Annotated in this window: 14 protein-coding genes and 1 pseudogene; 6 read left to right on the top strand and 9 right to left on the bottom strand. The window is 72.7% G+C overall.

The window, feature by feature from the left end; genetic code table 11:
- Positions 1–62 precede the first annotated feature (62 nt).
- Positions 63–1,520 (top strand): LCP family protein, encoded by a 1,458-nt coding sequence (locus tag ACFYZY_RS12975; RefSeq protein WP_388692831.1) that lies wholly within the window; start codon positions 63–65, stop codon positions 1,518–1,520.
- A 163-nt stretch (positions 1,521–1,683) separates the two neighbouring features.
- On the opposite strand, the gene ACFYZY_RS12970 is transcribed toward ACFYZY_RS12975, so the two are convergent.
- Positions 1,684–2,514: a DUF2785 domain-containing protein gene (locus ACFYZY_RS12970; RefSeq protein ID WP_388692829.1), complete on the bottom strand. Its 831-nt coding sequence runs from the start codon at positions 2,512–2,514 to the stop codon at positions 1,684–1,686.
- Between the two features lie 537 nt (positions 2,515–3,051).
- Positions 3,052–3,585 (bottom strand): acyl-CoA thioesterase, encoded by a 534-nt coding sequence (locus ACFYZY_RS12965; RefSeq protein ID WP_388692828.1) that lies wholly within the window; start codon positions 3,583–3,585, stop codon positions 3,052–3,054.
- A 130-nt stretch (positions 3,586–3,715) separates the two neighbouring features.
- Between ACFYZY_RS12965 and ACFYZY_RS12960 the strand changes: the two genes are divergently transcribed.
- Positions 3,716–4,984, top strand: a complete 1,269-nt coding sequence (locus tag ACFYZY_RS12960; protein WP_388692826.1) for an LCP family protein — start codon at positions 3,716–3,718, stop codon at positions 4,982–4,984.
- 58 nt (positions 4,985–5,042) lie between these two features.
- Here the strand turns inward: ACFYZY_RS12960 and ACFYZY_RS12955 are convergent.
- Positions 5,043–5,243: pseudogene (locus ACFYZY_RS12955) on the bottom strand (acyl-CoA dehydrogenase family protein); the annotation flags it as partial.
- 226 nt (positions 5,244–5,469) lie between these two features.
- Here ACFYZY_RS12955 and ACFYZY_RS12950 point away from each other — a divergent pair.
- Both ACFYZY_RS12950 and ACFYZY_RS12945 read left to right on the top strand, forming a co-directional pair.
- Positions 5,470–6,804 (top strand): UDP-glucose dehydrogenase family protein, encoded by a 1,335-nt coding sequence (locus ACFYZY_RS12950; protein ID WP_388692825.1) that lies wholly within the window; start codon positions 5,470–5,472, stop codon positions 6,802–6,804.
- Positions 6,805–6,960: 156 nt separating this feature from the next.
- Positions 6,961–7,338: a VOC family protein gene (locus ACFYZY_RS12945; protein ID WP_388692823.1), complete on the top strand. Its 378-nt coding sequence runs from the start codon at positions 6,961–6,963 to the stop codon at positions 7,336–7,338.
- Between the two features lie 66 nt (positions 7,339–7,404).
- On the opposite strand, the gene ACFYZY_RS12940 is transcribed toward ACFYZY_RS12945, so the two are convergent.
- From ACFYZY_RS12940 to ACFYZY_RS12930, 3 genes are read right to left on the bottom strand one after another with little or no spacing between them, the layout of a single operon-like run.
- Positions 7,405–8,607, bottom strand: a complete 1,203-nt coding sequence (locus ACFYZY_RS12940; protein WP_388692821.1) for a dipeptidase — start codon at positions 8,605–8,607, stop codon at positions 7,405–7,407.
- On the bottom strand, positions 8,604–9,131 hold the full coding sequence (purE, locus tag ACFYZY_RS12935; protein WP_388692820.1) for a 5-(carboxyamino)imidazole ribonucleotide mutase: 528 nt from the start codon (positions 9,129–9,131) through the stop codon (positions 8,604–8,606). The genes ACFYZY_RS12940 and purE overlap by 4 nt, the downstream gene beginning before the upstream one ends.
- Positions 9,128–10,246, bottom strand: a complete 1,119-nt coding sequence (locus tag ACFYZY_RS12930) for a 5-(carboxyamino)imidazole ribonucleotide synthase (protein ID WP_388692892.1) — start codon at positions 10,244–10,246, stop codon at positions 9,128–9,130. Before ACFYZY_RS12930 ends, purE begins: the two co-directional genes overlap by 4 nt.
- 267 nt (positions 10,247–10,513) lie before the next feature.
- On the opposite strand from ACFYZY_RS12930, the gene ACFYZY_RS12925 reads away from it, so the two are divergent.
- Positions 10,514–11,029, top strand: a complete 516-nt coding sequence (locus ACFYZY_RS12925) for a GtrA family protein (protein WP_388692818.1) — start codon at positions 10,514–10,516, stop codon at positions 11,027–11,029.
- A 44-nt stretch (positions 11,030–11,073) separates the two neighbouring features.
- Here the strand turns inward: ACFYZY_RS12925 and ACFYZY_RS12920 are convergent, their stop codons facing one another.
- Positions 11,074–12,351, bottom strand: coding sequence for an ATP-binding protein (locus ACFYZY_RS12920; protein WP_388692817.1), 1,278 nt, complete (start codon positions 12,349–12,351; stop codon positions 11,074–11,076).
- Between the two features lie 23 nt (positions 12,352–12,374).
- A complete protein-coding gene (locus tag ACFYZY_RS12915; RefSeq protein ID WP_388692815.1) occupies positions 12,375–13,052 on the bottom strand; it encodes a response regulator transcription factor in 678 nt (225 codons plus the stop codon).
- A 424-nt stretch (positions 13,053–13,476) separates the two neighbouring features.
- Here ACFYZY_RS12915 and ACFYZY_RS12910 point away from each other — a divergent pair, with 424 nt between their 5' ends.
- Positions 13,477–14,997: a peptide MFS transporter gene (locus tag ACFYZY_RS12910; protein WP_388692813.1), complete on the top strand. Its 1,521-nt coding sequence runs from the start codon at positions 13,477–13,479 to the stop codon at positions 14,995–14,997.
- A gap of 101 nt (positions 14,998–15,098) precedes the next feature.
- Here ACFYZY_RS12910 and ACFYZY_RS12905 read toward each other — a convergent pair whose 3' ends face one another.
- Positions 15,099–15,527, bottom strand: a complete 429-nt coding sequence (locus ACFYZY_RS12905; RefSeq protein WP_388692811.1) for an ATP-binding protein — start codon at positions 15,525–15,527, stop codon at positions 15,099–15,101.
- Positions 15,528–15,629: the final 102 nt, after the last annotated feature.

Here is a 15,629-nt window from a genome sequence, read left to right as displayed (position 1 = left end):
TGATCGTATGGGCCTACGGTGCTCATGGTTCCCTCGTCCCGCGCCCGCGGAGGTGTCCGTCCGTGCCCGCACCGTCCCGCACGCCCCGTCCCCGGCCCGCCGCCCGCCGCGTACCGGCGCGCCGCCGGCGGCCCCGGTGGGGGGTGCGGACGGCGACGGCGCTCTCCGTGGCGGTCCTCGCGGCCGGCGGCGTCGGGCACGCCCTGGTGACCGGGCTCGACACCGGGCTCACCCGCGTCGATCCCTTCAAGGACATGAAGAACCGGCCGCAGGCGGGGCACGGGATGAACGTGCTGGTCGTCGGCACGGACGGCCGGGACCGGATCACCCCGGAGGAGAAGGAGCGGTACCGCCTCGGCGGCGAGCCCTGCCACTGCACCGACACCGTGATGCTGGTGCACCTCTCGCAGGACCGGGAGCGGGCGAGCGTGGTGAGCCTGCCGCGCGACTCGTACGCCGAGATGCCCGAGCACACCGACCTCACCACCGGCGAGAAGCACCACGCGCACCCGGTGAAGCTGAACGCGGCCTACGCGGAGGGCGGTCCCGCGCTGACCGTGCGGACCGTCGAGTCGATGACCGGCGTCAAGATCGACCACTACCTGGAGGTCGACTTCACCAGCTTCATGCGGACCGTGGACGCGGTCGGCGGGGTGGAGATCTGCACGACGAAGCCGCTGAAGGACGCGTACACCGGGCTCGACCTGGCCCCCGGCACCCACGAGCTGGACGGCGGCCGGGCCCTCCAGTACGTGCGCTCCCGGCACGTCGACGGAGCCGCCGACATCGGCCGGATGCAGCGGCAGCAGCGGTTCCTCGCGGCCCTCGTCGAGCGGATGACGAGCGGCGGGGTGCTGCTCAACCCGGTGCGGTTCCGCGCGGTGGCCACGAGCATGCTGGACTCCGTACGGGCCGACGAGGGCTTCGGCACGGACCGGTTGCTGTCCCTGGCCAGGGCGATGCGGGGCCTCACCCCGGCGTCGTCGGAGTTCGTGTCCGTGCCGGTCGGGGACATGAGCTTCCCGGTGAAGGGCATCGGCTCGACGGTGAAGTGGGACGCGGCGAAGGCGATGGACCTCTTCCGGGCGCTGCGCGAGGACCGGCCGCTGGCCCCGCGGAGGACGGCGGCCCCGTCGAAGGCCCCGTCCGGTGCCGTGGTGGACGTGCCGCCGTCCGAGGTCCGGGTCCAGGTCCGGAACGGGACCCGGAAGGACGGGCTCGGCCGGAAGGTGGACACCGCGCTGCGCGGGGCCGGTTTCGCCACCACCGGGTCCCCGAGGACGGCGCCCGGAGCGGTCCGGGAGCGCACGGTCGTGGAGTACGACCCGCGCTGGGACCGTTCGGCGAAGACCCTGGGCGCGGCCCTGCCCGGCGCGGAGCTGCGGGCGGTGGAGGGCAGGGGCGCGACGCTGCGGGTGACGGTGGGGACGGACTACCGGGGCGTGCGGGCGGTGCGGGCCGAGGAGGCGGAGACGCCGTTCGAGGCGGTCACCGGGAACGAGGTGACGTGCCCGTCGTAGCCGGGCCCGGCCCGCGCACGTCCCTCCCCCGCGTACGGCCCCCGTACGTCCTGGGCCGCGTGTGAGGAACCATCGGGCCGGCTGGTCCGGTTGGTGTCGGGTGCCCGTCGACCGGAACGCCTCACCTCTCCGGGAGAGGGGCACCCCTCGGCGGCACCCGCGGTCATGCCCCCTGGAAGACCGGGGCCAGTACCTCCGTCAGGCGCCGCTTCAGTCCTTCCGCGTGCGGGGGGTGCACGGGGGCGGGGGCGCCGTCGATCCGGACGCCGGTGTCGGCGAGGAGGTACAGCATCCTGAGCGTGCGCATGGCGTTGGAGGTGTGCGCGGCCACGGTGGGAACGCCGCGCCGGCCGGCGGCGAAGTCCGTCTCGATCGCGTCCAGCCAGCCGGTGGCCTCGGCCTCGGAGAGTTCCGGGCGGGTCAGCGTGCGGGCGATGCCTTGGGCGAGACGGTCGTCTTCCTGCTGGGCGAAGATCTCGTCGGTCGGGGCCACGAGCCGCTCCGCCGCCAGGTCCAGCATCTCCTTCGGGTCGACCTCCGGGTGGAGCCCGAAGGCGCCCAGCAGGTCGGCGCCGTGTGCGACGGCGTGGAGCCAGCCGAGTTCGCGGTCGTACCCGCGCAGGTCCGTCTCGGCGGGGAACCAACGCCGGAAGGCGGCGAGCCACGTCGGGTCGAAGTCGCCGCGACCGACGATCATGTCGAGCACGAGCGGGGCGAAGGTACGTGCCTGGATGTCGGGGTCGTCGAACCGGCCGGCCATCACAGCGCCCAGCCGGGTGCGCATCGGCTTGTCGATGACGTCCCGCCGGATCCAGGTGCGCAACACCACGTAGGGGGCACCGTCGCGGATGTCCGGGTCCGGGTGGCGGAGGGCCTCGGCCAGTTCCGCGACGAGGGCCGGAAGTTCGGCCGCCGCCGGGGCGGGGCAGTCGTTCTCGTAGAGGTACAGCCAGCGGGCCGCGTCGATGGGAGGCATGTCGTCGGTCTTGGTCACTGCCTCACCTTTGGGGAGCGCCTCCGACAAGGCAACCGATTATCGGACGGATGCGGGGAGACAGGCGGTCCTGGCCCGGGGGCCACCCGCCCGTAGCCGGGCCAGTCGGCGACCGCGGGACCTCCCCTTGGGTCTGCTGCTCGTTCCCGGCGGCCGGGGTGGCACGGCCCGGCGGCCGGGGTTCACACCCACCGGCTGATCGCCGCGACGTGAACGGCCGCCTCGAAACGCACGGCGAGCTTGTCGTATCCGGTCGCAACAGCCCGGTGCCGCCCGAGGCGGCCGATCCCTCGCTCCACCGCGTCACGCGCCTTGCAGTCCTGCCGGTCGAAAGCCGGCGGGCGACCACCGGAGGATCTGCGGCGCGTGCGGGTCCGGTCGGCCGGCTCCGGGAGCGTGCACCGGATCCCCCGTCTGCGCAGGCAGGCGCGGTTGGCACGCGAGGAACACACCTTGCCTCCCCGCACCCGCGGCGGTTCGCGTCCGGAGCGCCCACCGCCGGGCCTGGGCACCCGGACGGCTTCGAGGACCGGCTCGCTAGTCCTCGTACCCCTCCGCCGCCCGGCGCTCGCGCAGTTCCTTGATCGCGCGGCGGCGGGCCAGGCGGTGGGTGCGGCGGATCTGGGCCTCCTGGTTGCGGCGCTTGTCCTGTTCGGTCTCCGGGAGGACCTGCGGGACGGGGCGGGGTTTGCCCTCGGCGTCGACGGCGGCGAAGACCAGGTAGGCGGAGCCGACCTGGGTGGCGGGCGTGGACTCGTTCCAGCGCTCGGCCATGACCCGTACGCCGACCTCCATGGAGGACCGGCCGGTCCAGTTGACCTGGGCCTTCACGTGCACCAGGTCGCCGACCCTGACCGGCTCCAGGAAGACCATCTCGTCCATGGAGGCGGTCACGGCCGGGCCGCCCGAGTGGCGGCCCGCGACGGCGCCCGCCGCGTCGTCCACCAGCTTCATGATCACGCCGCCGTGCACCGTACCGAGCAGGTTGGTGTCGTGGCTGGTCATGATGTGGCTGAGGGTGGTGCGGGAGGCCGAGACGGGCTTGCCCGGAATATCGCCCTGATCTGTCATGCCCTCCACCTTATGCCGGGCCCTTCCGCCGTCCCCGTTCGGCCCGCTTTGCATCAGCTTGGCAACAGCCCCGCCCCGATCCTCCACCCGCCCTGTCGTACGCGGAGGCCCGCCCGGCACACTGGTCCGTATGAATGACTGGCCCGATGAGGGCGGATACGGCCGCGGCCCCGCGAACCCCCGGCCCGAGGGTCCCCGCAGGATGAGCCATGTGCGGCGCCCGCAGGTCCCGCAGCAGCCGCCCCGTCGTGACCAGGAGGGGTACGACCAGGGGTACGACCAGGGCTTCACCCAGGCCCGGGGCACGGGGTACGACTCCGGCTACAACACGGGCCAGGTGTACGGCGGCCCCCAGGGCGGCGGACGCGGCACCGTCCCCCCGCAGCACGACCCGCGGGGCCCCGGCGGCCCCGCCCCGGACTGGCGCAAGCGCCTCAAGGTCGGCTCGATCGTCCTGGTCGTCGCCCTCCTCGCCTGGGGCATCGGCACGTACGCCTGGGCGAGCTCGCGGATGCGCAACGAGGTCGACCTCTCCAAGGTCATCGAGCGGCCGTCCGAGGGCGACTGCACCACGTACCTGATCGTCGGCTCCGACAGCCGCGAGGGCATGTCGGCCGAGGAGAAGAAGAAGCTGCACACCGGCTCCGCCGAGGGCAAGCGGACCGACTCGATGATGATCCTCGCGGCCTGCTCCAGCGGGAACACGATGGTCTCCCTGCCGCGCGACTCCTGGGTGACGATCCCGTCGTTCGTCGGCTCGACGTCGGGCAAGAAGTACGAGGCCCGCCGGGGCGGCTCCAAGCTGAACGCGGCCTACGCGATGGACGGACCGGAACTGCTCGTGCGGACCGTGGAGTTCAACACCGGGCTGCGCATCGACCACTACGCGGAGATCGGCTTCGCCGGCTTCGCGAACATCGTGGACGCCCTCGGCGGCGTCGAGCTGACCATCGACAAGGCGTTCAAGGACAAGAAGTCCGGCGCCGACTTCCAGGCCGGGACGCAGACCCTCGACGGCGAGCAGGCCCTCGCCTTCGTCCGGACCCGGTACGCGTTCGCCGAGTCGGACCTGGCGCGGACGAAGAACCAGCAGAAGTTCCTCTCCGCCCTGGCCAACCAGGCGGCCACGCCGGGCACGATCCTCAACCCGTTCGCGCTGTACCCGACGCTGGGCGCCGGTCTGGACACGCTGATCGTGGACAAGGACATGTCGCTGTACGACCTCGGCAAGATGTTCTTCGCGATGAAGGGCATCAGCGGCGGCGACGGCAAGTCCATGAACATGCCGATCGCGGGCTCCGCGCCGCAGAACTCCCTGCGGTGGGACATGCCGAAGGTGAAGCAGCTGGTCGAGCAGATCAGGAACGACGAGAAGGTCACGGTCGAGTCGAACCACTGACCCCGCCGGACGTACGGAAAGGGCGCCCTCTCCTCGCGAGGGGCGCCCTTCCCCGTGCCTACGGGAGGTCGCGGGCCATGACGGTGCGCCGGACCCGGTGGGCGCCTTCGCAGATCCGGGTGATCCCGGCGTCGCGCATCATGCGCTCGACGGGGTGCTCGCGGGTGCGGCCGTGGCCGTCCAGGAGCTGGACGGCGCCGGTGGCGACCTCCATGGCGACGCCGGGGGCGAAGCACTCGGCGGCGGCGCCGGAGGAGGTCGGGGCCTCCTTCTCGCCTCCGCCGGCGCGCGCACCGGCTCCCGGAGCATCTCGTGCTCCTCCGGAGGCCGGTACAGATCGAAATCGCCGGAACCCGCCGCGTCCACTCGCTCCCGGGCTCTCCCACTGCCGTCGGGCAACCCGAAGGGGAGGCCGTGCCGGAGCCTCCGGCCAGGGCGGGACTATGCTCGGGCAGGCATTCCGCCCGACACCACTGGAGTACCGCATGGCCCTCAGGATCACCGTGATCGGCACCGGCTACCTCGGCGCCACCCATGCCGCGGCCATGGCGGAGCTGGGCTTCGAGGTGCTCGGGCTCGACGTCGTGCCCGAGAAGATCGAGATGCTGTCCTCCGGACGGGTCCCGATGTACGAACCGGGGCTCGAGGACCTGCTGGCCAGGCACGTGGCCGGGGTCGAGGGGTCGAGCGGGCGGCTGCGGTTCACCACCTCCTGGGAGGAGGTCGGCGCCTTCGGCGACGTGCACTTCGTCTGCGTGAACACCCCGCAGAAGCACGGCGAGTACGCCTGCGACATGAGCTACGTGGACGCCGCCTTCGCCTCCCTCGCCGGGGTCGTGCGCGAAGGGGCCCTGGTGGTCGGCAAGTCGACCGTGCCGGTGGGTTCGGCCGAGCGGCTCGCGACCCTGCTCCCGGAGGGCGTGGAGCTGGCCTGGAACCCGGAGTTCCTGCGGGAGGGCTTCGCCGTCGACGACACCCTGCACCCGGACCGGATCGTGATCGGCGTGCGCGGCGGGGAGACCGGCCGGGCCGAGAAGCTGCTGCGCGAGGTGTACGCGGTGCCGGTCGGGGAGGGCTCGCCGTTCGTGGTGACCGACTTCCCGACGGCCGAGCTGGTGAAGACGGCCGCGAACTCCTTCCTCGCGACGAAGATCTCCTTCATCAACGCGATGGCGGAGGTCTGCGAGGCGGCGGGCGGCGACGTCGCCAAGCTGGCGGAGGCGCTGGGCCACGACGACCGGATCGGCGCGAAGTTCCTGCGGGCCGGCATCGGCTTCGGCGGCGGCTGCCTGCCGAAGGACATCCGGGCGTTCATGGCGCGCGCGGGCGAGCTGGGCGCCGACCAGGCGCTGACCTTCCTGCGCGAGATCGACTCGATCAACATGCGGCGGCGCGGCCAGATGGTGGAGATGGCCCGCGAGGCCCTGGGCGGGAACTCCTTCCTGGGCCGCCGGGTGGCCGTCCTCGGCGCCACCTTCAAGCCGGACTCGGACGACGTGCGCGACTCCCCCGCCCTCAACGTCGCCGGGCAGATACACCTCCAGGGCGGCCAGGTCACCGTCTACGACCCGAAGGGCATGGAGAACGCCCGCCGCCTCTTCCCGACCCTGGGGTACGCGGACTCGGCCCTGGAGGCCGTGCGCGGCGCCGACGTGGTGCTGCACCTGACGGAGTGGCGCGAGTTCCGCGACCTCGACCCGGCGGAGCTGGCCGCGGCGGTCTCGACCCCGACCGTCCTGGACGGCCGCAACGCGCTGGACGCGGAGCGCTGGCGGGCGGCCGGGTGGACGTACCGGGCGATGGGGCGGCCGCGGGCGTAGGGCCCCGGAGCGGCACCCGGAAGGCCGGGAGGGTCGGACGGGGCCGCGCGGGCGGCGCCCAGGCACGGAACCGCCTTGCCGCGCCGCGTCGCGGGTAGGAGGGGACGGCGGGGGCGTCCCGTCCCCGCGGAGGAGTCCACGCGAAAGAGGAGTGCCATGCCCGTCGCCACCCTGCGGTCCGTCGTCCTGGACTGTCCCGACCCGATGTCCCTCGCGACCTTCTACGCCGGAATCCTGGGCGGCTCCCCGCGCCTCTCCGAGGACTCGGAGGAGGGCGACTCCTGGGTGGTGCTCTCCGGGCACGACGGCACCCGGCTCGCCTTCCAGGAGGTCGCCGGGTACGTCGCGCCCCGCTGGCCCGAGGAGGAGGGCGGGCAGCAGTTCCACCTCGACCTGACCGTGGACGACCTCGACCGGGGCGAGGAGCGGGTGCTCGCGCTCGGCGCCAAGCTCCTGGACGCGGGCGGGCCCGGCCGCGACTTCCGCGTGTACGCCGACCCGGTCGGCCACCCGTTCTGCCTCTGCGTCGACTGAGGACCCCGCGAGGACGCCCGTGGCCCCCCTTCCCGGCCGGGAAGGGGGGCCACGGGCGTCCTCGCGTCAGGCCGCCGTGCCGTCCAGCGACTCGATCGTCGCGTTCGACGGGGCCGTACGGTTCCTCAGGTCGCGGGAGACGTCCTCCGCGTCGCGCAGGACGCGGACCGCGTTGGACCAGGTCAGCTTCGCCAGGTCCCCGTGCGACCAGCCCCGGTGGAGGAGTTCCGCGATCAGGTTCGGGTAGCCGGCGACGTCGTCCAGGCCGGACGGGGTGAAGGCCGTGCCGTCGTAGTCGCCGCCGATGCCGATGTGGTCGATCCCGGCTGCCTCGCGCATGTGGTCGAGGTGGTCGGCGACCGTGGCGGCGGTGGCGACCGGCCGCGGGTTCGCCTCCTCGAAGGCGCGGTGCAGCCTCATCGCCTCCGTCGTGGTGTCGAGGTGGTGGAGGCCGTGCGCCCGCAGGTTCTCGTCCGCCCGCGCCGTCCACTCGACGGCGGCGGGGAGGATGAACTTGGGCACGAAGGTGGCCATCGCGACGCCGCCGTTGGCGGGCAGCCGCTCCAGGACGTCGTCCGGGACGTTGCGCGGGTGGTCGCAGACCGCGCGGGCCGAGGAGTGCGAGAAGATCACCGGCGCGGCCGTGGCGTCGAGGGCGTCCCGCATGGTCGTCGCGGCCACGTGCGAGAGGTCCACCAGCATGCCGGAACGGTTCATCTCGCGGACGACCTGCCGGCCGAAGGCGGAGAGGCCGCCGACGCCCGGCTCGTCGGTCGCCGAGTCCGCCCAGGCGTTGTTGTCGTTGTGCGTGAGCGTCATGTAGCGCACGCCCAGGGCGTACAGCGCGCGCAGGGTGGCGAGGGAGTCGTTGATCGAGTGGCCGCCCTCGGCGCCCTTGAGGGAGGCGATGCGGCCCTGCTTCCGGGCCGCCTCCATGTCGTCGGCGGTCAGGGCGGGCGCGAGGTCCGCCGCGTACCGCTCCAGCAGCTGGTCGACCACGTCGATCTGCTCCAGGGTGGCGCTGACCGCGTCGTCCCCGGCCAGCTCGCAGGGCACGTACACCGACCAGAACTGGGCGCCGACGCCGCCCGCCCGCAGCCGGGCGAGGTCGGTGTGGAGCGAGGCGCTCTGGTCGGCCGCGATGTCCATGCGGTCCAGGTCGTAGCGCACGTGCTTCCGCAGGGCCCACGGCAGGTCGTTGTGGCCGTCCACGACCGGGTGGGCCGCCAGCAGCTCCCGGGCCTCCGCGAGGCGGTCGGCGGCGGTCACCGGGCGAAGCCGAAGGACTCGGCGCCCTCGACCCTGGCGCGCAGCCGCTTGCCCTTCTCGGTGGCCTGGTCGTTCAGCTCCCGCTGGAAGCCGCGCATCCGGTCGAGCAGGGCCGGGTCGTGGGCGGCGAGGATCCGGGCCGCGAGCAGGCCCGCGTTGCGGGCGCCGCCGACGGAGACCGTGGCGACCGGGACGCCGGCCGGCATCTGCACGATGGAGAGGAGCGAGTCCATGCCGTCGAGGTACTTCAGCGGCACCGGCACGCCGATGACGGGCAGCGGGGTGACGGAGGCGAGCATGCCGGGCAGGTGGGCGGCGCCGCCCGCGCCCGCGACGATCGCCTTGAGCCCGCGCCCGGCGGCCTCCTCGCCGTACGCGATCATCTCGCGCGGCATGCGGTGCGCGGAGACGACGTCGACCTCGTAGGGGATCTCGAACTCGTCCAGGGCCTGGGCGGCGGCCTCCATGACGGGCCAGTCGGAGTCCGAGCCCATGACGATGCCGACGACGGGACTGGTGCTCATTCGGTGATCGTTCCTCGCAGGTAGCCGGCGGCGTGGCGGGCGCGCTCCAGCACGTCCTCCAGGTCGTCGCCGTAGGTGTTGACGTGGCCCACCTTGCGGCCGGGCTTCACGTCCTTGCCGTACATGTGGATCTTGAGCTGCGGGTCCCGGGCCATGCAGTGCAGGTACGCGGAGTACATGTCCGGGTAGTCGCCGCCCAACACGTTGCACATCACGGTCCACCGCGCGCGGGGGCGCGGGTCGCCGAGGGGCAGGTCGAGGACCGCCCGGACGTGGTTGGCGAACTGCGAGGTGATCGCGCCGTCCTGGGTCCAGTGGCCGGAGTTGTGCGGGCGCATCGCCAGCTCGTTGACGAGGATCCGGCCGTCCGTGGTCTCGAACAGCTCCACGGCGAGGTGGCCGACGACCCCCAGCTCCCGGGCGATCCGCAGCGCCAGCTCCTGCGCCTGCCCGGACAGCTCCTCGGACAGGCCGGGGGCGGGCGCGATCACGGTGTCGCAGACGCCGTCGACCTGGCGGGACTCGACCACCGGGTAGGCGACGGCCTGGCCGTGCGGGGAGCGGACGATGTTCGCCGCCAGCTCGCGCGCGAAGTCGACCTTCTCCTCCGCGAGGACCGGGACGCCCGCGAGGAACGGGTCGCGGGCGTCCTCGGGCGAACGCACGAACCAGACGCCCTTGCCGTCGTAGCCGCCGCGCACGGTCTTGAGGATGATCGGGAAGCCCCCGACCTCGGCCGCGAACGCCGCCGCGTCCGCCGCGTCCGCGACGATGCGGTGGCGCGGGCTCGGCACGCCGATCGCGTCGAGCCGGGCGCGCATCACCCCCTTGTCCTGGGCGTGCACCAGCGCGTCGGGCCCCGGCCGAACGGGGATGCCGTCCGCCTCCAGGGCCCGCAGGTGTTCGGTGGGGACGTGTTCGTGATCGAAGGTGATCACGTCGCATCCACGCGCGAAGTCACGCAGCGTGTCCAGGTCGCGGTGGTCGCCGACGACGACCTCGCTCACCACCTGGGCCGCCGAGTCCTGCGGGGTGTCGCTGAGGAGCTTGAACCTGATGCCGAGGGGGATGCCCGCCTCGTGGGTCATACGGGCGAGCTGACCGCCACCGACCATGCCGACTACCGGAAACGTCACCCTCTTAGGGTATCCGCACCACCGCGGAGCACGCGTCCGGCTGTGGTTTGGCACAAGAAGGCCCCTTCCGGACCGTACGGGAGCCCGTACGGAGCGGCCGGAGGGGCCCGGGGGCGGGAGGCCCGGCCGGGTCCGGGTCCGGCCGGGGTTCCCGAGGCGCACCGGCATGTGCCGGGGGCCCTGGTTAGCATGGACTGGTTGACGTCACCCGGACGTCATCCGGACGGACGGGACAGAGCCATCACCATGAGTGAACCCGGCGCGCTGCGCACGCGACTCGACCGGCTCTTCCGCGAGGTCGCCAAGTTCGGGGCCGTGGGGGCGATCGGGGTCCTGGTCGACCTCGGGGTGTTCAACCTCGTGCGCCACTTCTCGGACCTGCAGGTCGTACGGGCGAGCGTCGTCGCCACCGTCGTCGCGATCGCGTTCAACTACGTCGGCTTCCGGTACTTCACCTACAAGGACCGGGACAAGAGCCGCCGCACCAAGGAGATGACGCTCTTCCTCGTCTTCAGCCTGGTCGGCCTGGTGATCCAGAACGGCCTGCTGTACACGGCGACGTACGGCTTCGGCTGGGACTCGCCCCTGCAGAGCAACTTCTTCAAGTTCTTCGGGATCGCGGTCGCGACCCTGTTCCGCTTCTGGTCGTACCGCACGTGGGTCTTCCGCGCCCTGCCCGCGAAGGAGGCGGTCCAGACCGCCGAATCGTTCCTGGAGCAGACTCCGCGCCAGGCGACCCGCCGCCAGCCCGACCGCGTCTGAGCGGCCGGGCCGCCCGGCGGCCGGGTGGGGCGCGCCCCGGCCCTTCACCGTACGGGGCGCTCCGGCGGCTCCTGCGGCTCCGAGACGCCCCTGACCTCCCGGCCCAGGAAGAGCGCGAAGACCGGCGGCTGCTGCTGGAGGAGCTCCAGGCGCCCGCCGTCCGCCTCCGCGAGGTCGCGGGCGACCGCCAGGCCGATGCCGGTGGAGCTGCGGCCGCTGACCGCCCGCTCGAAGATCCGCGCGCCGAGGTCGGCCGGGACGCCCGGTCCCTCGTCGGTGACCTCGATCACCGACTGGTTGCCCGTGACCCGGGTCCGCAGGGCGACCGTGCCGCCGCCGTGCATGAGCGAGTTCTCGATCAGGGCCGCGAGGACCTGGGCGACCGCGCCCGGGGTGCCCACGGCCCGCATCCCCTGCTTGCCGGAGCGCACGATGGCCCGTCCGGCGCTGCGGTAGGCCGGCCGCCACTCCTCGATCTGCTGCTTGACGACCTCGTCCAGGTCGAAGGCGACGGCGGAGCCGGTCCGGGGGTCGCGGGAGTTGGTGAGCAGCCGCTCCACGACGTCGGTGAGCCGCTCGACCTGGGTGAGCGCGATCGTCGCCTCCTCCTTGACCGTGTCGAGGTCGTCGGCGAGGGCGACCTCCTCCAGGCGCATGGAGAGCGCGGTGAGGGGCGTGCGGAGCTGGTGGGAGGCGTCGGCGGCGAGCCGGCGCTCGGCGGTGAGCATCCGGGCGATCCGTTCGGCGGAGGCGTCGAGGACGTCCGCGACCCGGTCCAGTTCGGGCACCCCGTACCGCTTGTGCCGGGGGCGCTGGTCGCCGGAGCCCAGGCGTTCGGCGGTCTCCGCGAGGTCGGTGAGCGGCGAGGCCAGCCGGTTCGCCTGCCGCACGGCGAGGAGGACGGCGGCGACGACGGCGAGCAGGGCCACCGCGCCGATGATCAGGAGGGTGCGGCCGACCTCGGCGGTGACGGCCGAGCGGGACTCCTCGACGGTCACGGTCTCGCCGCGCTCGCCCTCGGCCGTGCCCCGGATGACCTCGCCCCCGGGCCGCTCCCCGATCTCGATCGGGGCACGGCCGGGGATGCCGATCCGGGCGTACCGCTTGGCTCCGCTCTGCTCGGCCAGGATGTCCGGGTTGACCGGCTCGCCCTCGATGAGGCGGCTGTCCACGATGGAGACGATCCGCAGCGCCTCCGAGTCCACGCTCTCCTGGGCGCTGCCGGCGATCGTGCGGGTCTCCACGATGACGAGGGAGACGCCGAAGACGGCGATGACGACGAGCACCACGGCGAGCGTGGAGTTGATCAGGCGGCGGCGCACGGCGGCTTCTCCGGTTCTCTCCCTCAGCTCTTCTCGAAGCGGAAGCCGACGCCGCGCACGGTGGCGATGTAGCGCGGGTTCGCCGCGTCGTCGCCGAGCTTCTTGCGCAGCCACGAGATGTGCATGTCGAGGGTCTTGGTGGAGGACCACCAGGTGGTGTCCCAGACCTCGCGCATGAGCTGGTCGCGGGTGACGACCCGGCCGGCGTCCCGGACCAGGACCCGGAGCAGGTCGAACTCCTTGGCGGTGAGCTGGAGCTCCTCCTCGCCCATCCAGGCCCGGTGGGACTCGACGTCGATCCGCACGCCGTGGGTGGAGGGGACGGGGGCCGGCTCGGTGGCGCCGCGCCGCAGCAGGGCCCGGACCCGGGCCAGGAGCTCGGCGAGCCGGAAGGGCTTGGTGACGTAGTCGTCGGCGCCCGCGTCGAGCCCGACGACGGTGTCCACCTCGTCGGCGCGCGCGGTGAGGACCAGGATGGGGACCGTGTGCCCCTCGGCGCGCAGCCGCCGGGCGACCTCCAGGCCGTCCATGCCCGGCAGCCCGAGGTCGAGCACGACCAGGTCCACACCGCCCTGGAGTCCGGCCCCGAGGGCGGCCGGACCGTCCTCGCGGACCTCGACCTCGTACCCCTCTCTCCGCAGGGCGCGGGCCAGCGGCTCCGAGATGGATGCGTCGTCCTCGGCGAGCAGTACACGGGTCATGGGGTGATGGTAGTCCGCGCCGGGGCCGGGCCGGGGGGCGATCCGTACGGCCCGGAGGGGCCCTGGGGATCTTGTGGGCATCTCGCGCGAGACCTTCGAAAGACCACGTACGGTTGCACTTCTGCCTGTGATCCATCTCTCAAGTCCTTCCATATCCGGCACTGTCGTGTCGTATGGTGGCGAGACGTCTGTAGCGGTATACGGGGACCTTTGGCCGGGTTGGCGGGCCGGGTCCTCTTTCTGCGTGAGGCCGGCCCGCCGGTCTCGACGACGGCGAACGACCTGTGGGCCGGGTCCCGGGGCGCGACGACGCGCCCCCCGGGGCGTGGATCCCGGCGGGGTCCCACGACTCCGCCGGTGCCGGCCTCCCCCACCGGGCGCACCCCGCTCACAAGGCGAGCGTCCCGACAGAGCAAGGATCGACATGGCGTCCAGCCTGACGACGTCTTCCACCGGTGCTCCCGGCTACGAGAAGACGTTCCTCGGCCACCCCCGGGGCCTGGCCACCCTCTTCATGACCGAGATGTGGGAGCGCTTCTCCTACTACGGCATGAGGGCCCTCCTGGTCCTGTACCTGGTCTCCGGCGGCGTGGACGCCGCCACGGGCAGCCAGGGCGGCGGCCTCGCGATGACCGCGGCGACGGCGACGGCCATCTACTCCGTCTACGTCTCGATGGTCTACCTCATGGCCATGCCCGGCGGCTGGTTCGGCGACCGCGTCTGGGGCGCCCGGAAGACGGTCACGATCGCGGCCTCCGTGATCATGCTCGGCCACCTCTCGCTGGCCTTGCCCGGCCAGGCGATGTTCTTCGTCGGCCTCGCGCTCGTCGCGGTCGGCTCCGGCCTGCTGAAGGCCAACATCTCGACGATGGTCGGCCACCTCTACAAGGACGCGGACGACCCGCGTCGCGACGGCGGCTTCACGCTCTTCTACGTCGGCATCAACCTGGGCGCCTTCTTCGCCCCGCTGGTCATCGGCACCGTCGGCGAGAAGGTCAACTGGCACCTGGGCTTCGCCCTCGCCGCCGTCGGCATGGGTCTCGGCCTGGCCGTCTTCCTCTCCTTCGGCAGGACGCTGAACCCGAAGAGCAGCGAGGTCCCGAACCCGCTGTCCGCCGAGGAGCGCAAGGCCGTCCTCACCAAGGCCGCCGCCGTCGTCGCCGTGGCCGCCGTGTTCTACGGCGCCGTGGTCGCCCTCGGCATGTACACCCTGAACTGGGCGATGGTCCCGATCACCCTCGCGGGCCTGATCATCCCGGTCGCCGTCCTGGCGCGCATCAAGCGCGACAAGGACCTGAGCGCCGGCGAGCAGTCCCGGGTGACCGGCTACATCTGGTTCTTCGTCGCCGCGGCCATCTTCTGGATGATCTACGACCAGGGCGGCTCGACGCTGTCGCTGTTCGCCGACGACAAGACCGCCGACACCATCTTCGGCCTCGGCTTCCCCGCCACCTGGTACCAGTCGCTGAACCCGCTGTTCGTCATGGCGCTGGCCCCGGTCTTCGCCTGGCTGTGGCTGTGGCTGGCCCGCAAGAACCAGGAGCCGAACACCATCGTGAAGTTCGCGATGGGCCTCGTCCTGGTCGGCGCGTCCTTCTTCGTCTTCATCGTCCCGATGAACATGGCGGGCGACGGCACCAAGGTCTCCCCGATGTGGCTCGTCTCGATCTACATGATCCAGACCATCGGCGAGCTGTGCCTCTCCCCGGTCGGCCTCTCCGTCACCACGAAGATGGCGCCGCAGAAGTACGCCTCCCAGATGATGGGCGTGTGGTTCCTCGCCGTCACCGCCGGCGACTGCACCACCGGACTGCTGTCGATCGCGGGCGCCGACCTCAACGGCACCGGGATCATCGCGATGGAGGCGGCGATGGCCGTCGTCGCCGGATTCGCGATCTGGATGTACCGCAGGAAGGTCCAGACCCTCATGGGCGACGTCCACTGACGTCACCCGCCGCACACGACGGAGGCCGCCGCACCTGATCGGTGCGGCGGCCTCCGTCGTGTGGTCGTGTCCGGCCGACCGGCCGGGGACCCGGGGGTTCCTCAGGCGTCCTGGGCCGGGGCCGTCAGTTCGGCCCAGACCGTCTTGCCGGGGGTGCCCGGCGTGCGGTCGATGCCCCAGTCCCGGCAGAGCCGCTGCACGATGAACATGCCGTGCCCGCCCGGCCGGCCGGCCCGGTGCGGGGTGCGCGGGGCGGGCTGTCCGGCGCCCAGGTCGGTGACTTCGAGGCGGAGCACCTCGGGCAGGCGCAGGACGCGCAGCTGCTCGGGCCCCTCGGCGTGCAGGCAGGCGTTGGTGACGAGCTCCGAGACGACCAGGAGGACGTCCTCGGCGGCGGCCCTCCGGTCCGCGGTGGCGGCGGGCAGCCAGCCCCACTCCTGGAGCGCCGTGCGCGTGAAGTCACGGGCGAGCGGCACCGTTCCGCTGGTCCCGCCGAGGGCGAGCGTACGGACGTCGGAAGCTGGGTCCATCAGCGCTTCACCTCACCGATCGACGGGGCAGGGGCAGGAAGTACGGGGGGCGCGGGCGGAGCCGGGGGTGGAGGGGCGCGCCGGACCGGGCTCCGCGGGGCG

The sequence above is a fragment of the Streptomyces sp. NPDC001744 genome (assembly GCF_042892575.1).
GTDB lineage: Bacteria > Actinomycetota > Actinomycetes > Streptomycetales > Streptomycetaceae > Streptomyces.
This window is presented reverse-complemented; position numbering and strand designations above follow the sequence as displayed.